We start from the raw sequence: 19250 nt of genomic DNA, 5'->3' as shown, positions 1-19250 counted from the left end.
GCTCGGGCTCGAGCGCACCCGCCGCGAAGTAGTCGAGAAAGAAGAGCGGCGTGGCCCCCTGCACCAAGATGTCGTTGAGGCAGTGGTTGACGATGTCGTGGCCGATGGTGTCGAAGCGCCCCAGGGCCGCGGCCAGCCGCGTCTTGGTGCCGACGGAGTCGGTCGAGGCGACGAGCACCGGGCCGGCCCGGCCCGCCCGCTCGGAGCGGCTCAGGTCGAAAAGCCCGCCGAAGGCCCCGATGCCCGACAGCACCGCCTCGCCGTAGGTGCTCCTGACCGCTCCGGCGATCAGCTCGACGGCGCGCTCGCCGGCCGCGATGTCGACGCCGGCCTCCTTATAGCTCGACTGGCAGCTCGACGGGTTGCTCGAGCGTTCTGTCATCTTTGCCTCCTGGGCAGGCTCTAGGCCTTGTGGTGAAAGGGCTGGCGGTGCCTGGTTCCAGCAGTCGGAAGCCGGAGAGAAATGGCCTTTATTCCGACTCCTGACTCCTGACTCTGACTTCTGAAGTATAACCTCGGCCCTAGCCGAGAGGGCGAGGCCCGACCCGGAGGTATGATAGCCTGTGGCGACCGTTCTCAAAGTCCTTCTGCCCCTACCCCTGCCGGCCTTTTCCTTTCTGCCGCCGCACGGCCGGCCTCTGCCCCTTCCCGGCATGCGACTGGCGGTGCCGTGGCAAGCCGGTGTGCGCATTGGCGTCGTGGCGGGCGCCCTGGCGCTGAAGGGACATGGCAGCCTCGAGTTCAAGGAGGCGATCGGTACTCTCGATGCCTCGCCCTGGCTGTCGGAGGCAGCGCTTGAGGTCATCGAGCGGGTGGCGGCCTACACCTTTTCGCCCGCCGGCCTGGTGCTCGCCAACCTGCTGGCCGTAGGCCTCCAGGACGAGTTGCGCCACGAGTTGCGCGCTGTCACGGGGGCGCAGGGCGTTGTGCTTGGCGAGGACTGGACGCCTGCTAGAGCGCTGGCGCCGAGCGCGCTCGAGCTCTACCGCCGTCAGGGCCTGGTCGAGGAGCGGGTGCGCGTAGAGCCCCCCAGGCTGCGGCTGCTCTTGCCGCAAAAGCCCGCCGACGAGGGCTTGAGCGGCTCGCGCCAGAGGGGTCAGCGCAGCGCGCTCGAGCTTCTCTGGTCGCTGGGCTCGGCGGCTTCCGCGGCCGAGCTGAGCCGCGCCGCCTTCGTCTCCGAGGCCGCGGTGCGGGCCCTCGTCAAGAAGGGCTACGCCGCCTATGAACTGGTGGAGGCGCCGCCGCCGACGCTGCTTGAGGTCGCGCCCCAAGCCCCACCCAGGGATGTCTTGCAGGCGCCCGACGCGGCCGGGCCTCAGCTTGTCGTCGGTGCCTCGCGCCGCGCCCGGCTGGCGGCGCTGCTAGGGCAGATCGCCGCCGAGCTCGAAGGGGGCGGCAGCGTTCTGGTGCTCGTGCCGGAGGCGGCGCTGGTGGGGGAGACGGCCGCCCTGCTTGCCTCGGCCGTGCCCGTGCGCGTGTTTAGCGCCGAGCTGAGCGACGCCCGGCGCGGCCAGCTGTGGGCGCTTCTCCGGGCGGCGCCGGCGGTGCTGGTGGGCACCTACCCGGCGCTCTTAGCGCCGCTCGTCGAGCTGCGCCGGGTGATCGTGCTCGAGGAGGCCAACCCGTCCTACAAGCTCACGGCCGGCTGCCGCGTCTTCGTCCCGACCGCGGCGCGCTTTTTGGCCGAGGCGAGCGGGGCGGCCCTGGTCCTCGCCGACGTCACGCCGAGCCCGGAGAGCCTGAAGCTGGTCGCGGAGACGGGGGCTGAGGGGGCGCTCTGGCCCTTGCCGCAGGCGGCACCCCGCGTTCACGTCGTCGACCTCGCCGGGGCCAGCGGCTGGCCGCTCAGCGCCGACCTGGTGCGCGTCCTCAAACAGGTCGCCGAGCGCGGCCGGCAGGCGGTGCTGCTCTCGCCTCGGCGCGGCTTCTCGGCCTCCTTGCGGTGCCCCAGCTGCGGCTGGCTGGCGATGTGCCCAAACTGCTCCTTGCCCTTGCGCTACCACCGGGAGGCGCGCGGCCTGCGCTGTCACCAGTGCGGTCACGCGCAAGCCGCGCCGCCGATCTGCCCGTCCTGCCAGGACCCGATGATCAGCCCTAGGGGGCCAGGCACGCAGTGGATCCTCCGCGAGGTCGCGGGAGTCCTGCCCGGCCTTTCCGTTTACCGCTACGACCGCGACCGCCGCGACGACCTCGCCCCGCTGCTGGCGGGCGAACCCGGCGTGGTCGTGGCCACCACGGCCCTCTTCCGCCACCCGCCGCTGCCCAGGGTCTCGCTCATCGCCCTGACGCTCTTAGACGGCAGCCTGAACGGGGGAGACTTCAGGAGCGACGAGCAGGCCTTGCGCTTGCTGCTCAACCTTCATGAGCTGTCGTGGCAGGCCAGGCCGCTCGTCCTGCTCCAGACCTTTCAGCCCGGCGCGGCCATTCTTCAGGGCTTGCGCGACGAGGAGGGTGGTCTCCGCTACAGCCGTGAGCTCCTGGAGCGGCGCGAGAGGTATGACTATACCCCCTACCGGCTGTTGGCCCACCTGCAGATTGCCGCCAAGCAGCGGCCCGTCGCGGAGCGGGCCGCTGCTTGGCTGGCCGGAGCCTTGCGCACGGGCGGCGCTACCGACGAAGAGCTGTTGGGTCCGGCACCCGCACCTGTCGAACGTCTGCGCGGCTACTACTGCTATCAACTCGTTTTGCGTAGCGAGTGCCACGCGCGCCTCGTCAGGCTCATCCAGCCCGCGCTCGTCTACAGGGGCGCGGCGCGGCTCAGAATCGACGTCGACCCGCGGGATATGGTGGCCTTTTTGGAGTGATGGAGTTAGAGAACAAGCGACAAATAATTCACGAGTTGAGGTATCGTGAATAAAATCACATGATACTGCTCCTCGAACAGCAAACAACAATCCGTTTTTCAATTGCGACTCGCCTTCATCTTCCCTTGCTATGATCTGAGGGCAGAGGTTAACGCCATGAGGTTGACGCCATGATGATCCAAAACCGCCGTGCATCCTTCGACTACGAACTGCTCGAGAGCTTTGAGACCGGCATCGCGCTCACCGGCAGCGAGGTCAAGTCCTTGCGCCAGGGTGGCGCGACGCTGCAAGAGGCCTTTGCCCGGATCAAGAGCGGCGAGGTCTGGCTGGAAGGCATGCACATCCCGCCCTACCAGGATGCCAGCTACAACAACCACGAGCCGCGGCGCAGCCGCAAGCTGCTCCTGAAGCGGCGCGAGATCGCCGAGATCAAAAAGGGCCTCGAGCGCCAGGGTCTCACCCTGGTTCCCACCAAGCTCTACTTCAAGGACGGCTGGGCCAAGCTGGTCGTGGCCCTGGGCCGGGGCAAAAAGCGCTACGACAAGCGTCAGGACCAGGCCAAAAAGGACGCCCAGCGGCAGATGGAGCGCGCCAGATGAAGCGGCTCGCCTTCTTGCTGCTGGCGCTCGCCGCCTGGGCGCCGGCACAGGGCCTCGCCGTCAACGGCAATCCGGTAGGGGAGGGGGTCGCCTTTTCGGTCGCCAACACCTCCTACGCGGCCGCGGCGCCCCTCGCCCAGGCCGTCGGGGCGCGGTTTTTCTACGACGCCGAGCGCGAGCTGGCGCTCTTTCAGATGTCGGGCCGGGTCGCCGCGCTGCGCGTCTACGCCGGCGCCGCCCAGGCCGCCGCCGACAGGAGCGCCATGCGCGTCGAGGGTCGCGAGGTCGCCGCCCTCGGCGGGGTGCTTCAGGGCGGCGTGGTCTACGTGCAGGTGCGCGCTCTGGCGGCGGCCTTTGGTGGCCGCGTCGCGCTGATCCCCGAGACGGGTACGGTCGCCGTCTTTTTTCCCCGGGTGACCTTGACGGCGGTGACCCAACCCCAACTGAGCCAACCTCAGCTGTCGGGCGACTTTGATCGCATCGTGCTCGAGTTCGCCGGCGATGTGCCCGTCACGGTCCGCGAGGAGGGTAGCGCGGTCCTCTTCCGCTTCGAGCGCGCGCGCCTTGGCGGCCGCGCCGAACGCCTCGCCGGCACGCGCTTTGGCGACGCCGCCTACTATCCCGCCGGCGAGGGCGTCGAGTTGCGCCTCGACCTGGGCGAGGGCGTGAGCTACGAAAAGCTCGAGCTGCCCCAAGCACAGGGCGTGCAGGTCATCATCGACATCTTTCCCAGTGAGATCCAAGAGCCCGCGAGGGGAGCGCGCCGCGTCGTCCTCGACCCCGCGCCACAGCCCGCCGCCGAGGACGACGCGGCCGGCCTCGAGCTGGCCACGCGCCTGGCCAGCCTGCTCGCCCGACAGGGGATCGCCGTCAGCCTGACCCGCGATGCGGTGACGACCCTGCCCATCGAAGCGCGCAGCGCCCGGGGCATCGGCGCCGACCTCTTCCTTTCGCTCAGTCTGAGCACCCTGCCGGCGGGACGCTTCAACCTCTACTACCTGGACGAGGCGGCCAGCCTCGAGAGCCTCGGCATGGCCATCCGTCAGAACGCCGAAGCCAGCCTGGACGCGCCCGCCACCAGCGAAACGCGGCGGCGCCTGCTGGTAGGCCTGACCAGCGACCTCGCCTTTGGTCAGAGCGCCGCAGCGAGCGTCGCGGCGGCGCTCAGCGGTGAACTCGAGGCGGGCAGCGTCACGGGCGCGCCGCTCTACGTCCTCGGCGGGGCGGCGGGGCGGGGGCTCCTCCTCGAGCTGAGCCGCGAGAGCGCGCAAAATGCTGAGTTGGCCGACGCCTTGGCCGCGGCCGTCGTCGCCATCTTGCCTTGAAGAGGGCCTGGGCACGGCGCCGCGCGCGCGCGCTCGCCCTGTTGAGTCCGCCGGCCCTGGTGGGGCTGCTCGTCTTCGCGGCGGGTCTGCTCAGCCTGCTGGTCATACCCCTGCCGCGGCCTACCACCCCCCTCACCCGGATCGACCTCGAGGGGAGCCTGGCCGCGGTCCCCGAGCCAGAGGAGATCAGCCTGGTGGTGAGCGACTCCAACAACCTGTCCCGCAGCGTCCCCGTCGAGGTGGCGCTGCCCCAGGGGGCGGAGGGGCGGCTCGAGGCCGTCCTGACGGCCCTGCGCGGCTACCTCTCGGAGGCCGGGCCGGAGAGCCCCGACGGCCCCTTGTGGCCCCAGGCCCTGGCGGCGCCGCGCGTCTTCATCGTCGAGACCGGCGCCAGGGCGAGCTATGTGGTCCTGGACTTCGCCCTGGCCGAGGCGCCGGAGGTATCGGTCAGCCAGGAACTCCGCCTGCTGGCCTCGATCCGGCGCACGGTGCGCCTCCACGCGGGCACGGACAAGGTCTACTTCCTCGTGGACGGCCAGCCCCGCCCCTCGCTGCTCGGCCACGTCGCGCTCGAGGGCGCGCTGGACTAGGGCCATAACCGCTACCCCGACCCCTGACCCCCGACCCCCACTCTACGGCCTCATCCGCGTGAGCATCCTGGGAAAGGGAATCGCCTCGCGCAGGTGGGGGAGGCCGGTTAGCCAGGCCAGCGTGCGCTCGAGCCCGAGCCCGAAGCCCGAGTGCGGCACCGAGCCGTACTTGCGCAGGTCCAAATACCAGTCAAAGGCCGCTATGGGCAGGCCGTGCTCCTCGATGCGCCGCTTCAAAAGGTCATAGTCGTGGATGCGTTCGGAGCCGCCGATGAGCTCGCCGTAACCCTCGGGCGCGATGACGTCGTTGCACCTGACCCGGGTGGGATCGTCGGCGAAGGGCTGCATGTAGAAGGCCTTGGTGACGGTCGGCCAGGCATGGATGATGACCGGTCTGTCGAAGCGCTCGCCGAGGATGGTCTCGTGGGGGGCGCCCAGGTCCTCACCCCAGTCGAGCGGCTGCCCGGCCTCTTTGAGCAGCGCCAAGGCGTCGTCGTAGGAGAGCCTGGGGAAGTCGCCCGCCGCGGCGGGCTCGAGCTTGGCGGGGTCGCGCTCTAAGATGTCGAGCTCATCGCCGCGCCTGTCGAGCACCCGGCCCACCAGGTAGGCGAGAAAGTCCTCCTGGAGCGCCATGTTCCCTTCAAACTCCAAGAAGGCCACCTCGGGCTCGACCATCCAGAACTCCAAGAGGTGCTTGCGGGTCTTGGACTTTTCCGCCCGGAAGGTCGGCCCAAAGGTGTAGACCTTGCCGAAGGCGAGCGCTCCGGCCTCGGCGTAGAGCTGGCCCGACTGCGAGAGGTAGGCCGAGTCCTCGCCGAAGAGATCTACCTCGAAGAGGTTGGTGGTGCCCTCGACGGCGGTGGGCATAAAGAGCGGCGCGTCGAAGCGGATAAAGCCCTGCGCCGCGAAAAAGTCGTGGACCGCTCTTTCCAGCTCGTCGCGGATGCGCATGACCGCCCAGGGGCCGCGGTGGCGCAAGTAGAGGTGGCGGCGCTCCATCAAGAAGTCCACCCCGTGCTCCTTGGGGCTGATGGGATAGTCGCCGATGGGCTCCTGAACGAGCTCGACGCTGCTGACGCCGAGTTCGACGCCGCCGGGCGAGCGCGCGTCGGCGCGCACCGTACCCGACACCCTGAGGCTCGACTCCTGGGTGAGGCCCCGAGCCAATGCGAAGGTCGCTCCGGAGACCTCGCTCTTGGCGAGCACGCCCTGCACGAAGCCCGAGCCGTCACGGAGCTGCAAAAAGGCGATCTTGCCGCTGCTCCTTAAGCCGACGAGCCAGCCGGCCACGTCGACCTCTTCGCCGATATGTTCCTTGAGGGAGGAGATGGTCACGGTTGCCATAGCCGCAAGTCTAACCCGCGCGCTCAGACCGTGGCGATTTTGAGAGCGGCCTCGAGCGCGCCCACGACCCCACAGCGCTCGACATCGCCGGCGACGACCTCGTACCTGCCCCTTAGCGCGTCGCTGGCACCCGCCATCACCACCGGATGGCCGACGGCCTCGAGCATCGGCAGGTCGCCCGCGGAGTCGCCGACGGCCATGACGTTTTCGGGTTTCAGCTTGAGCTGTCGGGCCAAGAAGGTGGCCGCGCTGCCCTTGGAGACGCCCGCCTGGGTGATGCTGGCAAAGGCGGTGTGCTTGAGCGCCGGCGAGCCCGCCACGCTCACTTGGCTGCCCTTTAGCTCGAGCGCCAGAACCTCCCCAAGCCGGTCCTCGGGGACCACCCACTGGGCGCGGATGATGGGCTCGTTTTCGGCCACGTCGTAGAGCTCGCGGACGATGGCCGAGACGCCGATCAGCTTGGCGTGCGCCTCGCTCATGGGCGTCTTGCGCTCGATGTAGAGGGCGTTGGGGCTGTAGAGCTCGAGCACCAGCCCGAGCTCACGAGCGTGGGCGATGAGCCGCCGGGCATGCGCTTCCTTGAGGGCCGAGACCTGGAGGGTGCGGCCGTCCGGGTAGGCGATCAGCGCACCGCTCTGAAAGATATGCGGCAGGTTGGGGCCAAGGCGCTCGGCCACCCGCTGCGCGACGCCGCCCAGGGGACGGCCGGTGCAGACCGCCAGCTTCACGCCCGCCGTGCGCACCCTCTCGGCCGCCTGCCAGACGCAGTCCTGCACCTGTCCGCTCGAGCCGATGATGGTGCCGTCCAGGTCCAAAAGCACGAGGGGGATCACCGGGTCTCGTGGCCCTCTGCTAAGACGGACAGCCCGAGTTCCGCAAGCTGCGCCGCCTCGAGCCGGTCCGGCGCGCCGGTCAGCGGGTCACCGCCGCGCTGGTTTTTGGGAAAGGCGATAACGTCGCGCAGGCTGGACGCGCCACAGAGGAGCATGACCAGCCGGTCGAGCCCCCAGGCGACGCCGCCGTGGGGCGGAGCGCCGTAGGCCAGCGCCTCCAGAAAGAAGCCGAAGCGTCGCTCCTGTTCCTCCTCGGCGAGTCCCAGAACCGAGAACATCCGCCTTTGGGTGTCGAGCCTGTGGATGCGCAAGGAGCCGCCGCCAATCTCGCTGCCGTTAAGGACCAGGTCGTAGGCCCAGGCCCGCACCGCGAGGGGGTCGCTGTCGAGCCCGTCCAAGTCCTCGTCACGGGGCCGGGTAAAGGGGTGATGCAGGTAGGTGAGAGTGCCCTCGGCGTCCGCCATAAGGAGCGGAAAGTCCACCACCCAGAGAAAGCTCTTCGAGCGCGGGTCGATCAGGCCGAGGTCGTCGCCCAGCTTGAGGCGCACCGCGCCGAGCGCTGCGCAGGCGACCGCCCAGGCGTCGGCGACCATGAGGATCAGGCCGCCCCCCTGGGTGAGCGCCGCGAGAGCGGCCGTCTCGTGCGCCGAGAGAACCTTGGCAATGGGTCCACTGAAGCCGTCACCCTGCCCCTCGACAGCCTTCGGGTCGCGGCGCAGCCAGGCCATACCCTTGGCGCCGTAGTGCTTGGCGCGCGCCTCGAGCTCCCCCAAAGCCTTGCGGCTGAGCGCCTGCGCGTGCTCGGCCGGCACGACCAGCGCCTTGACCTTACCGCCGGCGTCTAGCGTCTCCTTAAAGGCGCGAAAGTCCGTGCTCGCGAAGACCTCGGAAAGGTCGGTCAGCTCGAGGCCGAAGCGCGGGTCCGGCTTGTCCGAGCCGTAGCGGTTCATGGCGTCGGCGTAGCTCAGTCTGGCAAAGGGCAAGGCGATCTCCTCGCCTGTGGCCGCCAGGACGACGTGCCGCATGAGGCGCTCGTTCAGCTCGAGGACGTCGTCCTGGTCGACGAAGGACATCTCGAGGTCGAGCTGGGTGAAGTCGGGCTGGCGGTCGGCGCGCAGGTCCTCGTCGCGAAAACAGCGGGCGATCTGGAAGTAGCGCTCCAAGCCGGCCATCATCAGCAGCTGCTTGAAGAGCTGGGGCGACTGCGGCAAGGCGTAAAAGGCGCCGGGGCTCTGCCGAGCGGGCACCAGGTAGTCGCGCGCGCCCTCGGGCGTCGACAGGGTCAGGAGCGGGGTCTCGACGTGAACAAACCCCTCGGCGTCGAGAAAGTCCCAGATCGCCTTGGAGACGCGGTGGCGGAGGAGAAGAGGCGCCAGCCTCTCGGGGCGGCGCAGGTCCAGGTAACGGTGCTTGAGCCGCAGCTCCTCGCTGACCTCGCCCGCCTCGTCGCCCTTCGCCACGGGGAAGGGCGGCGTCTTCGCCTCCGCGAGGACCGTCAGCGCCGAGGCCACCACCTCGACCTCGCCCGTGGCCATCCGGGGGTTGCGCTGGCTCTCGGGGCGCGGCCGCACGGTACCCCGGACCTCGAGCACCCACTCCGGGCGGACCGCCTCGGCGGCGTGAAAGAGCGCCTCGTGCTCGGGGTTGACGACGACCTGCACGGTACCCTCGCGGTCGCGCAGCTCGAGGAAGATGAGCCCGCCCAGGTCGCGCCGGCGGTTCACCCAGCCCTGCAGAGTGACCACCTCTCCGGCCTGCTCGAGCCTCAAGGCGCCGCAGCCGTGCGTCCGCCTCACGTGAGCACCGGCTCCTCTTGCAGCGCGCTTGCCAGGAACGTTGCCAGCTCGGCCTCCGCCACCTCATGCTGCTGGCCCGAGGCCAGCTGCTTGAGGCTGTAAACAGCCTTGTCGCGCTCCCGCTCGCCTCTCAGGCCGGCGAACACCGCGCCGGCGCGGTCGGCGTCGGCCAGGCCCTTGCCCGGCTTACGGGCGCTGTAGCCATGCAGGACCGTGAAGTCGCGGCGGAGGCGCTGGGCCAGCCCGGCGACCTCGTCTACGGCCAGGCGGTCCATCGGCACCAGGTAGAGAAGAGGAGGGGACGCCTCCGGGGCGGTGACGCCATCCTGTGCCAAGGCGTCGAGCAGCCGCTCGACGCCAAAGGCCCAGCCGATGCCCGGCGTGGCCGGACCGCCCATCGCCTCGACCAGGCCGTCGTAGCGCCCGCCGCCACAGAGCGCCGACTGCGCGCCGATGCTGCCGTGATGGACCTCGAAGGCGGTGCGCCTGTAGTAGTCGAGGCCGCGCACGATGGCGTCGTCTATCTCGAAGGGGATCTCCCAGGCCCGCAAATAGCGCTGCACGTCCTCGAAATGCGCCCTGGCCTCGGGGTTCAAAAAGGCCAGGGGCCGCTCGAGCCCCGCGAGGACGGCCTGATCGCCCCCATCCTTGCTGTCCAGGATACGCATGGGGTTGAGCGCCAGGCGCGCCCGGCTGGCCTCGGAAAGCTCGCCGCGGCGGGCCGAGAGCCTCTCGCGAAGGTAGCGGTTATAGGCCAGCCTGTCCTCCGGGTCACCCACCGAGCCCAGCTTGACCACCAGCGTCCTCAAGCCGAGCTCACCGAAGATGCGGTAGAGCAGGCCGATGGCCTCGGCGTCTACAAGCGCCGACTCCAAGCCGAGCGCCTCGTAGTTGACCTGGTGAAGCTGGCGAAAGCGCCCCCGCTGCGGCCTCTCGGCTCGGAAGGCCGGGCCGTAGGACCACAGCTTGACGGGGGCGGGTTTTAGGTGCATGCCGTGCTCGATAAAGGCGCGCACCACGCCCGCGGTGAACTCGGGGCGCAGGGTGAGCGAGCGGCCGCCCTGATCGCTGAAGGTGTACATCTCGTGCTGGACGACGAGGTCGGAGGTCTCGCCGACGGACTTGGTGAACACGTCGGTGTACTCGAAGATGGGAGGGCAGAGGAGCTGGGCCCCGGCGCGCCCCAAAACGCGCTCGGCCACGCGGGTGACCTCGCGCCACTGCGCTTGCCTCTCGGGCAGGATGTCTTTGGTGCCGGTGACGGCTTGGAGCTTCATAAGTCTCGAGTCTAGCACTCCGGGAGGGTGCCTACTCTCGCGCCGCTTTGCGCAGGGTCGCGCGCAGTCCGCTCAGGGCAGGTTGGCCGGCAGGCCGTTGCTCCTCTGGCCCGCGACCACCACGAAAACGTAGCCGTACCGCCGTCGGCGGCGCGCAGGCCGCCAGGAGCCCGAGGGCCACCATCACGAAAAGACGTCTTGCTACAATCTTGCTACAATGCCTCCCTGAGCCCATCCGCACTAGCTGAGGCTAAACCTCATCCTAGACCTCGTCGTCGTCGAGGGTCGCCATCGCCTCTTTGAGCCCCTCGATGTCCATTTTGGCATAGATGCTCGAGGTGTTGACGTCTTGGTGACCGAGCACCTGGGCGACGCGGTAGAGGTCGCGGGTGTTGCGGTAGAGGCGGGTGCCGGCGGTGTGCCGCAGGGTGTGCGCGCCCCGGTAGCGGGGGCCGATGCCCAGCTTTTTGTAGAGGGTCTCCAACTGCAGGCGCACGGTGTTGGGGTGCATGGCGCGGCCCTGACGGGCTGCCTTGACGTTTTTGCCGACGTTGACGAGCAGCGCCCTGTCACCGCTGGACGCGCAGACCGATCGCTTCTGCAACCAGCCGGACAGTACCCTGAAGGTCGCTTTGGTCATGGGAACCGTCCGGGTCTTGCCGCCTTTGCCATTGCTGATGAACATGACCCTTGCCGCCAAGTCGATGTCGCTCGTCTCCAAGTGAACAACCTCGCTTACGCGAAGACCTTGATCGCCGAGGAGTCGCAGGAGCAGGAGGTTCCGCGAGCGGAGGGTTTCATCGTAATCGCCCTGCTCGAGCTCGAGGATGAGCCGCTTGTAGTCCGCCAGAGGCATGGCTGGCCGCCTTTCATGGCGCGGCCGGGGGTCCGAAGGCCCTAGCACATCCTGAGCCGGGGACGTGGTGACGGCGTCAGCCCACTGAAGTGCTCGGTAAAAGGCGCGGACACCGGCGAGATAGGCGGATGTACTACCCGGACGGAGCCCTTCGGCACTGGCGTCCTCCAAGTGGCCACCACGCTGTTGCAAGCGCGCGACATAACGTTCCACATCGTCACGGCTCGCCCTGAGCAGCGAAACGTCGGGCGACGATTGCGGTTCGGGCCAGCAATAATGAAGCCAGTCGCGAAGCGCTACCCCGTAGAGATGCCGGGTGTTGGGCGAGGTATGGACGCCGCGGCGGCCCCGGTAGCTCAGGTAGGTGTCGAGCAGGTCGAGAAGCGTCTTTACATCACGAGTCTGACAGGCCCTTACAGCCTCCAGTTTTCTTTGGCCGCGGTCATGCCATGAAGTCGATAGGACGAGGTCGGTAGACATAGCAGGATGATAAGCAACAAGGGATGAAATCATTGGTGTTTATTTCACTAAACACCAATGGTGTAGAATTGTTCATGAGCAAAGGCCGACCGTTAAAGGATCTTAGCGTAAGGTGAACCCCTCGAGCCCGCCGCCACACAACTCGCTGATCCTCCCGTCGGCGCGCTCGAGCTTCAAGCAACCCTCGGCGGTGATGCCTCGAGCCGTCGCTCCGAAACGCTCGCCTTCCAGAACCGCCGTGACCGGCTGGTCCCTGAGCAGGTCCAGGGGCTCGAAGCGCGAGAGCAACTCTTTCTCGGTCTCGAGCAGCCGCAAACCCTGCCGGAGGCCCTCGAGCACCACCGGATGCACCGCCGCCAGGTCCCAGCCCCGCAGCCCCACGGCGCCCTCCGGCACCGGATTGTCGACGTTGACGCCGACGCCGACGAGGAGATGCTCCCGGCGGTACTCGCTGAGCAGGCCGGCAAGCTTCTTGCCCCGGTAGTAGAGGTCGTTGGGCCACTTGACGCCGCAGCGAACGCCGTATGTGCGCAAGGTCTCCGCCAGGCCGATTGCCAGCGCCAGCGCTATGGCGCCGCGGCGCAAGGAGGGCGGCGCCGGGTCGCGCAGCGCCAAGGTCTGGTAGGAGCCGCCTGGAGGGCTCAGCCACGGGCGCCGCCGCCGGCCGCGACCGCCGCTCTGAGCGCCCGCGCGGATCACCAGGCCGTGGACCCACTCGTCGCGCTCCAAGCGGCGGAGCATCTCGTCCTGGCTCGAGTCGAGCGCGCCAAAGCTTTCGGTGCGAAAGGGCAGATCCGCGAGGCCCACGCGGTCCCCTTAGCTGGCCGAGGCGGCCAGCGTCTGCCCTTTGCTGATGCTGAAGACGCGGCTCACGCCGCGCTCGCTGGTCACCCCCCAGAGCGTGTCCGCGACCTCCATGGTCGCCTTCTGGTGGGTCACTAAGATGAACTGCGTGCCTCCCCTGGCGAGCTGCGTCAGGAAGTCGCAAAAGCGGCGGATGTTGGCCTCGTCGAGCGGCGCGTCCACCTCGTCGAGAATGGCGATCGAGAGACCTGGGATACCGGCTTGGGGAGCACCGGCTTGGGGAATACCGACTATGGCCGCGTCTGCACTTGGCTCAGCCGTCGCGGCCCCGGCCATCAGCGCGAAGAGAAAGGCCATCGCCCCCATCGTCCGCTCGCCGACCGAGAGCAGGTTCAAGGAGCGCGTCGTCTTGCCGGGTGGTTGCAGGCTGATGCGCAGGCCGCTCGGCCGCCCCTCCTCCCGTTCGACCAGGATGTCGGCCTCTCCCCCACCGAAAAGCGCTTTGCTGTAGCGGATGAAAAGCTGGCGGACCTCGCCGATGGCGTTGCCCAGACGGCTGCTCACCTCGCGGTCGATGCTCGTAAGCAGGCCGCCGAGCTCGTTCACCGCGGCCCGCGCCTCCTCGGCCTGCGCCTCCAGCGCGGTCAGCCGGGCCTGCTGTTCGGCCCCTTCCAGGGCCGCCCGGTGGTTGACGGGGCCGATGCCCTCCAGCACCTCCTGCGCCTCAGCGAGCTCGTCGCGCAGGCCCTTGAGCGAGCCCGCCACCGCCTGCAGGCCGCTCGGGAAGCCGTCCAAGTCCTCTTGGGCGGCCTCTAGGCTGGTCTCCCGCCGCGCCAGGCTGAGACTGCCGGCCTCGAGCTCGGCGCCGAGCTTGGCCTGGACGGCGCTCAAGCTCGTCAGCCGCGCCTCGGCGGCCTGGCTCTCGCGCTTGACGGTCTCGAAGGCTTGGGCCTGGCGGTCCAGATCCCGGGGCAGCGCGGCTTGTGCCGCCTCGAGCGCGCGGCGGGCGTTGAGCAGGTTGTGCTCGAGCCTGGCGCGCTCGCCGCCCAGCCCCTCGAGCTGCCCTTGTACGGTGATCAGCCTCGACTGTGCGGCGGCAAAGCGCGCTGCCTCCTCCTCGAAACGGCGCCAGCGTTCGCTGTAGACGGCGAGCGCCTGCTGAGCCTGGGTGCGCGCTGCTAGGCGCTCTGTGAACTCTGCCTCGGCGGCGGCAGTCACCAGCTTGAGCCTGTCGAGCGCTTTCCCGCGCGCCTCGAGGTCCCCCCCCCGAACGCTCGTCTGAGGCGGCTTCAGCGCGTTCAGGTCCGCATCGAGCCCTTGCAGGCGGCGCTCCAGATCTGTCTGGAGCGAGGCCTGACCCGCCTGCCGCAGGCGGCCCTGGGTCAGGCGCCCATCGAGCACCTCCAGCGCTTCGCGCGCCCCGGCGAGCGCCGCCGTTCGCTCGCGCAAGGCCGCCTGCGCGGCCTTTACGCGGCTGCTCAGCTCAGCTGAGGCGGCTTCCGCCTGGGCGGCCTCGAGCTCGGTCGCCTCGAGCTCGGCTAGAGCACCCACGAGCTGAGCCCCGGCGGTCTGGGCCCGGCCGCCCGTCAGCGCGCCATAGGCCTCGATGAGGTCGCCGCCCAGCGTCACGAGGCGCGGGCGCCGGTTGAAGCGACGGGCGAGGGCGACGCCGTGCTCGAGCGTCTCGACGAACGCGGTGCCGCCGAGAAGCTGCCGCACCACCGCCCGGTAGCGCCCCTCGAAGCGGATCAGGCCGGTGACCAGGCCGAGGTAGCCTGGCTGCCCCTCGAGCTCGCCGTATCTCCCCTCCGTTCGGTCCTGGATGAGGTCGAGCGGCAAGAGGGTGACGCGGCCGCCCGAGCGCTTGAGCTGGTTCAGGACCTCCTGAGCGGTTTCGGCCGTGTCGACCACGACCTGCTCGGCTCGCCGTCCGAGCGCGCTGCCCAGCGCCGAGGCGTACTCGGGCGGCACGGCGATGAGGTCGGCGATGGAGCCGATCACCCCCGGGATGTTCGACTTGAGGGCGTGCCTGGGACCCTCGGCGTAACCCTGGCGGGCCCCGTGCGCGGCGCGAGCGCGGGTTGCGCCGCGAGCCAGCACCTGGGCTTGGGCGTGCAGGCGGGCGTGGTCGTTTTGCAAGGCGGCCGTCTCCTCTCGCGCCGCCTCGAGCGCACCCTGCAACCTGCTCACGCCGGCGCTGAGGGCGGCCCTTTCGGCCTCGAGCGCGCCCAGCTCGGCCTTGACGCGGGCCGCCCGGAGTTCGCCCAGACGCGCAACGGTCACCTCCCGCTCCTGGGCGAGTTGGCCGTGGCGGGTCTCGTAGGCGGTCACTGCCTGGGCGTCCGTGGCGGCCTGGCTTTGCAGCTCGGTGAAGGCCAGTCGCCCTTCCTCGAGCGCCGCCTTCAGCCTCTGCACCTCCCGGTGCGCTTTGTCATGCTGTCCGCTCTCCTCTGCGAAGCGCGCCTCGAGCGTGTCGAGGCGCGCTTTCGGTGCGACCGGCTCGAGGCGCGCCTTCAGGCGCGCGCTCTCCTCGCCGAGCCGGCGCTCTTCGCGCTCCTGCGCGGCCCGGCGCTCGAGCAGGTTTTGGGCGCGGGCCTCCGCCACCCGGAGATCGCCCTTGCGGGCCTCGGCCTGGGTGAGCCTTTCGCGGTAGCCGGCCTCTTGCAGGGCGACCGCCTGGCGCGATGTCTGCCAGGCCGACTGCGCGGCCAGGGTCTCCTCCTTGCCGGCCTCGAGTGCGGCTTTCAGCCTCTCGCCCTCGGTTCGCAACACCGCTACCTCGGCGCTCAGGCCCTGGCAGCGGCGCGTGGCCAGCGTGTAGCGAAGCTGCAAGACGCGAGCCCCGAGAGCGACAGCGCGCGCCGCCCGTTCGGCCTCGGCGCCGAGCTTGTCGAGCCCGCTCCTCAGCTCAACCAGCAGGTCGTCCAGTCGCTCGAGCTGCTCTCGCGCTGCCTCCAGGCGGGCCAGCGTCGCTTCGCGGCGGCCGCTCAGCCTGGCCACGCCGGTGGCCTCCTCGACGTAGCTGAGCAGCTTGCCGGGGTCGGCGACGAGCACCCCGCCGACCTCACCCTGACCGATCACCGAGAGCCCGCCGCGGCCCAGGCCGCTGCCGGCCAGCGCCTCCTCCACGTCCAGCAGCCGGGCCGCCTTGCCGCCCAGGAGGAGCTTGCCCTGGCCGTCGCGAAAGAGGCCGCGGCTGAGGTTGAGGGTCTTCCCCGGCATGTCTAAGCGCAAGGCCACCTCGGCGAAGTTGAGCCCGCGCTTACCCTCCGCCCCGTGGAAGATGAGGTCGGTCCTCTCCTCTGCCCGGTAGGCGCCCGCGCGGCCGCCGCCGGTAACCCAGCGCAAGCCGTCGATCACGTTGGACTTGCCCGAGCCGTTGGGCCCGACGATCGCGTTGATGCCTGGGCCGAACTCGAGGAGGACGCGGTCGCCAAAGCTCTTGAAGCCGAGGAGGGAGATCGAGGTGAGGCGCACCTCAGCAGTCTACCGCAGTTTCAGGGCAGGATTTTAAGGGATACCAAGTGAAAATAATCACGATTCCCCTCACCCGTGAAATTTCTATTGCTTTAAACCCCCTGCAAGGGCCCGCAAGACCTCCGCCCCCAGCTCGATTCCCCGGTAGTAGTTCACCAGATCGAACTTCTCGTTGGGCGAGTGGGCGCGGTCGCTCTCGAGACCCAGACCGAGCAGAATGACCTCGGCGCCCAGCAGCACCTGAAAGTCGCTGACCACGGGAATGGTGCCACCGCTCCGGGCGAACACCGTGGGCTTGCCGAAGACGCGCTCGTTGGCCGCACTGACGGCGCGCAGCGCGGGCGAGTCGAGCGGGGTCAGAACCGGCTTGCCGCCGTGCAGCTTGACGACCTCCACGCTCACCCCTTCCGGCGCCAACCCGCCGATATGCGCGGCGAGGAGGTCGGCGACGCGCTCGGGGTCCTGGTCGGGTACCAGCCGGCAGGACAGCTTGGCCATCGCTACAGCGGGGATCACCGTCTTGGCGCCCTCACCCTGAAAGCCGCCGGCGATCCCGTTGACGTCGAGGGTCGGCCGGGCCCAGAGGCGCTCCAGCAGGCTGGTGCCCGCCTCGCCCGGCGTGGCCGTGAGCCCCGCCTCCTCCCGAAACGCCGCCTCGTCGAAAGCGAGGGCGGCCATCCGCTCGCGCTCGCCCGGGCTCAGCTCGAGCACGTCGTCATAAAAGCCCGGCACGGCGACGCGGCCGCCGGCGTCCTTGAGCGCGGCGATGATCGTGCAGAGGGCGCCCACGGCGTTGGGCACGCCGCCGCCGTAGGCGCCCGAGTGAAGGTCATGCGCGGCGCCCCTCACGCGCAGCTCGAGGTAGCAGAGGCCCTTCAGCCCGTAGGTGATGGTCGGCGTGTCGGGCGCCATCATGGCACCGTCGGAAATCAAGACCACGTCCGCCGCGAGGCGCTCGCGCTCGCGCTCGATGAGCGGCGCCAGGTTGGGACTGCCGATCTCCTCCTCGCCCTCGATGAGGAACTTGAGGTTGACCGGGGGACGGCCTTCCGTGGCCAGGAGCGCCTCGAGCGCCTTGACGTGGGCGAAAAGCTGGCCCTTGTCGTCCGACGCGCCCCGCGCCACGATGAGCCCGTCCTCGAGCACGGGCGCAAACGGCGGCGAGCGCCACAGGTCCAGCGGCTCGGGCGGCTGCACGTCGTAGTGGCCGTAAACGAGGACGGTCGGCGCGCCGGGGGCGGCGCCGAAGGAGGCGAAGACGGCGGGGTGACCCGGCGTCTCGAGCAAGGCGACCTGGCCGCCGAGACGCCCGAACTCGTCAGCCAGAAAGTCCGCGGCGGCGCGCGCGTCGGCCCGGTGGCCGGGGTCGGCGCTGACCGAGGGGATGCGCAAAAAGGCAAAGAGCTCGTCGAGGTGACGCGCCCGCTGCGCCCTCAGATAATCGCCCAGCGCGCCTTTTGGGTTGGGGTCTCGAGAAACGGAGTTGTCGGTAGGGTCTTGGTTGCTGGGGTCTTGGTTGCTGGGGTCTGGGCTCATGGCCGCGAGTATACCGCGACTACGGCTAGCCCTCGCCGGAAACGCGAGCCTCGTCCGCGCCCTCGTCGGCGGGCGCATCGAGCGCGGCGGAAAGCTTGAGCAAGCGGTCACTGAGCCGCGACTGTAAAAAGGAGATACGCCCCTCCATCTGGTCTTGCAGCGTGTCGAGCGAGCGGCGCAGGCGGATGATCTCCTCGACACCGGCCAGATTGACGCCGAGCTCCTGGGTGAGGCGGCGAATCTCGCGGAGCTGCTCGATGTTGCGTTCCGAATAGAGCCGCGTCTTGCCCGAGGAACGCTGCGGCTCGATCAGCCCCTTGCGCTCGTAGAGGCGCAGGGTCTGCGGGTGCATATCGACAAGCTCGGCGGCCACGCTGATGACGTAGAGCGGGCGGTCCTTGGCGTCGAGATCGCGAACGTCCCGACCCTTGGCGTCGCCGTTTCCGGCGGCCAAGCCGCCCTCGGTCCCCTGGCTCTCTTTGGCTCCTTTGGTCATGCCAGCACTCTCCAAGACGAATCACCACGGCTCAATTCTCCACGGGGCATCAGCTCAGCATCTCCGCTACCCTGCGCAGCGCGCCGCGCCACAGGCCCACACGGACGCTGAAGATCAGGTCGCCGCCGGCCAGCCCCTGGCCGGTCAGGCGCAGGCGATCACCGTCCTTGCTGCCCGGCGGCACCCGCACGCTTACGCCGTAGCGCCGGGCTTCGGTTCCCCGCGCGGCCTCCTGGGGCAAGAGGGGCAGGTCGACATAGAGGTCGCCACCCTCAAGCGCGGCCCCGGCGGGCAAGGTGACGTCGATATGTACGTAGGCGTCGCCGGGGGGGTTGCCGGGGCCACCGAGGCCGCGAAGGCGCAGCTTGGCGCCCGGCGCCACACCCGCGGGCACGGTCACGTCCACCTCGGTCCCGGCACGCAGCACGCCCTCGCCGCCACAGTGCAAGCAGGCCGCTCCGCCCTCTCGGCCGCTGCCGCGACAGGCCGCGCAAAGGCTTGGCCCAGGCACGCGGACGCGGCGCTCGAGCCCGGCCCTCGCCTCCTCGAGGCCGAGGCGAAGGACCGTCTCGCGGTCCTCCCCCGGCAACAGGCCCGACTGCCGCATCAGTCCCGTCATCACGCCGAAGAGCGCCTGAAACATGATGCCGCCCTGCGCCCCAGCGCCCTGTACCCCGCCGCCCTGCGGCACCCCCTGCCAGCGTTCCCGGCTGATGTGGATGTCGGCCTCCCTGAAAAGCGTCTGCCAGTCGACCGTGCTGAAGTCCCCGGCGCGAAAGTCCGGCGCTCCGCCGCTCGCGGAGGCTACCTGGCCGAAGCGGTCATAGCGCGCCCTGGCCTCGGGGTCGCGGAGCGTGGCGTAGGCCTGGGAGATCTCCTTGAAGCGCTCCTCGGCCTGCTTGTCGCCGGGGTTGCGGTCGGGGTGGCAGTCGAGCGCCAGCTTGCGGTAGGCGGCCTTGATGCTGTCCGCGCCGGCTTGGCGGTCTACGCCCAGAAGCTCGTAAGGGTCGGTCGTCCTCGTCACTGTAGCCAT

15 protein-coding genes are annotated in these 19250 nt (G+C 69.4%); 4 read left to right on the top strand and 11 right to left on the bottom strand.

Going from position 1 to position 19250, the window contains the following annotated elements; translation table 11 throughout:
• Positions 1-382, bottom strand: a 382-nt coding sequence (locus M3498_16245) for an AIR synthase related protein (protein ID MDQ3460823.1), incomplete at its 3' end; no start/stop codon positions are given.
• A gap of 181 nt (positions 383-563) precedes the next feature.
• Between M3498_16245 and priA the strand changes: the two genes are divergently transcribed.
• From priA to M3498_16225, 4 genes are all read left to right on the top strand, one after another.
• Positions 564-2804: a primosomal protein N' gene (gene priA, locus M3498_16240; GenBank protein MDQ3460822.1), complete on the top strand. Its 2241-nt coding sequence runs from the start codon at positions 564-566 to the stop codon at positions 2802-2804.
• A gap of 170 nt (positions 2805-2974) precedes the next feature.
• Positions 2975-3403, top strand: coding sequence for an SsrA-binding protein SmpB (gene smpB, locus M3498_16235; GenBank protein ID MDQ3460821.1), 429 nt, complete (start codon positions 2975-2977; stop codon positions 3401-3403).
• Entirely contained in the window at positions 3400-4728 is a 1329-nt protein-coding gene (locus M3498_16230; GenBank protein ID MDQ3460820.1) for a hypothetical protein, read from the top strand. Before smpB ends, M3498_16230 begins: the two co-directional genes overlap by 4 nt.
• Entirely contained in the window at positions 4725-5318 is a 594-nt protein-coding gene (locus M3498_16225) for a GerMN domain-containing protein (protein MDQ3460819.1), read from the top strand. The genes M3498_16230 and M3498_16225 overlap by 4 nt, the downstream gene beginning before the upstream one ends.
• Before the next feature lie 42 nt (positions 5319-5360).
• Here M3498_16225 and asnS read toward each other — a convergent pair whose 3' ends face one another.
• The 10 genes from asnS to M3498_16175 form a co-directional block, all read right to left on the bottom strand.
• Complete coding sequence (gene asnS, locus M3498_16220; GenBank protein MDQ3460818.1) at positions 5361-6662, bottom strand: asparagine--tRNA ligase; 1302 nt, start codon at positions 6660-6662, stop codon at positions 5361-5363.
• Positions 6663-6685: 23 nt separating this feature from the next.
• Positions 6686-7495 carry an HAD-IIB family hydrolase gene (locus M3498_16215; GenBank protein ID MDQ3460817.1) on the bottom strand — a complete coding sequence of 270 codons (810 nt, stop codon included), beginning with the start codon at positions 7493-7495 and terminating at the stop codon, positions 6686-6688.
• A complete protein-coding gene (aspS, locus tag M3498_16210) occupies positions 7492-9291 on the bottom strand; it encodes an aspartate--tRNA ligase (GenBank protein ID MDQ3460816.1) in 1800 nt (599 codons plus the stop codon). The genes M3498_16215 and aspS overlap by 4 nt, the downstream gene beginning before the upstream one ends.
• A complete protein-coding gene (gene hisS / locus M3498_16205; GenBank protein MDQ3460815.1) occupies positions 9288-10568 on the bottom strand; it encodes a histidine--tRNA ligase in 1281 nt (426 codons plus the stop codon). The genes aspS and hisS overlap by 4 nt, the downstream gene beginning before the upstream one ends.
• A gap of 262 nt (positions 10569-10830) precedes the next feature.
• Positions 10831-11904 carry a tyrosine-type recombinase/integrase gene (locus M3498_16200; GenBank protein ID MDQ3460814.1) on the bottom strand — a complete coding sequence of 358 codons (1074 nt, stop codon included), beginning with the start codon at positions 11902-11904 and terminating at the stop codon, positions 10831-10833.
• 102 nt (positions 11905-12006) lie between these two features.
• The gene (locus M3498_16195; GenBank protein ID MDQ3460813.1) at positions 12007-12711 is read right to left on the bottom strand and encodes a biotin--[acetyl-CoA-carboxylase] ligase; all 705 of its coding nucleotides are present in this window, start codon (positions 12709-12711) and stop codon (positions 12007-12009) included.
• Between the two features lie 9 nt (positions 12712-12720).
• A complete protein-coding gene (locus M3498_16190; GenBank protein ID MDQ3460812.1) occupies positions 12721-16185 on the bottom strand; it encodes a chromosome segregation protein SMC in 3465 nt (1154 codons plus the stop codon).
• An 84-nt stretch (positions 16186-16269) separates the two neighbouring features.
• Positions 16270-17721: a dipeptidase gene (locus tag M3498_16185; GenBank protein ID MDQ3460811.1), complete on the bottom strand. Its 1452-nt coding sequence runs from the start codon at positions 17719-17721 to the stop codon at positions 16270-16272.
• Between the two features lie 25 nt (positions 17722-17746).
• Positions 17747-18217: a helix-turn-helix transcriptional regulator gene (locus M3498_16180; protein MDQ3460810.1), complete on the bottom strand. Its 471-nt coding sequence runs from the start codon at positions 18215-18217 to the stop codon at positions 17747-17749.
• A gap of 49 nt (positions 18218-18266) precedes the next feature.
• Positions 18267-19250 (bottom strand): DnaJ domain-containing protein, encoded by a 984-nt coding sequence (locus tag M3498_16175; protein MDQ3460809.1) that lies wholly within the window; start codon positions 19248-19250, stop codon positions 18267-18269.

The sequence above is a fragment of the Deinococcota bacterium genome, assembly GCA_030858465.1.
In the GTDB taxonomy this organism is placed as follows: Bacteria; Deinococcota; Deinococci; order Deinococcales; family Trueperaceae; genus JALZLY01.
This window is presented reverse-complemented; position numbering and strand designations above follow the sequence as displayed.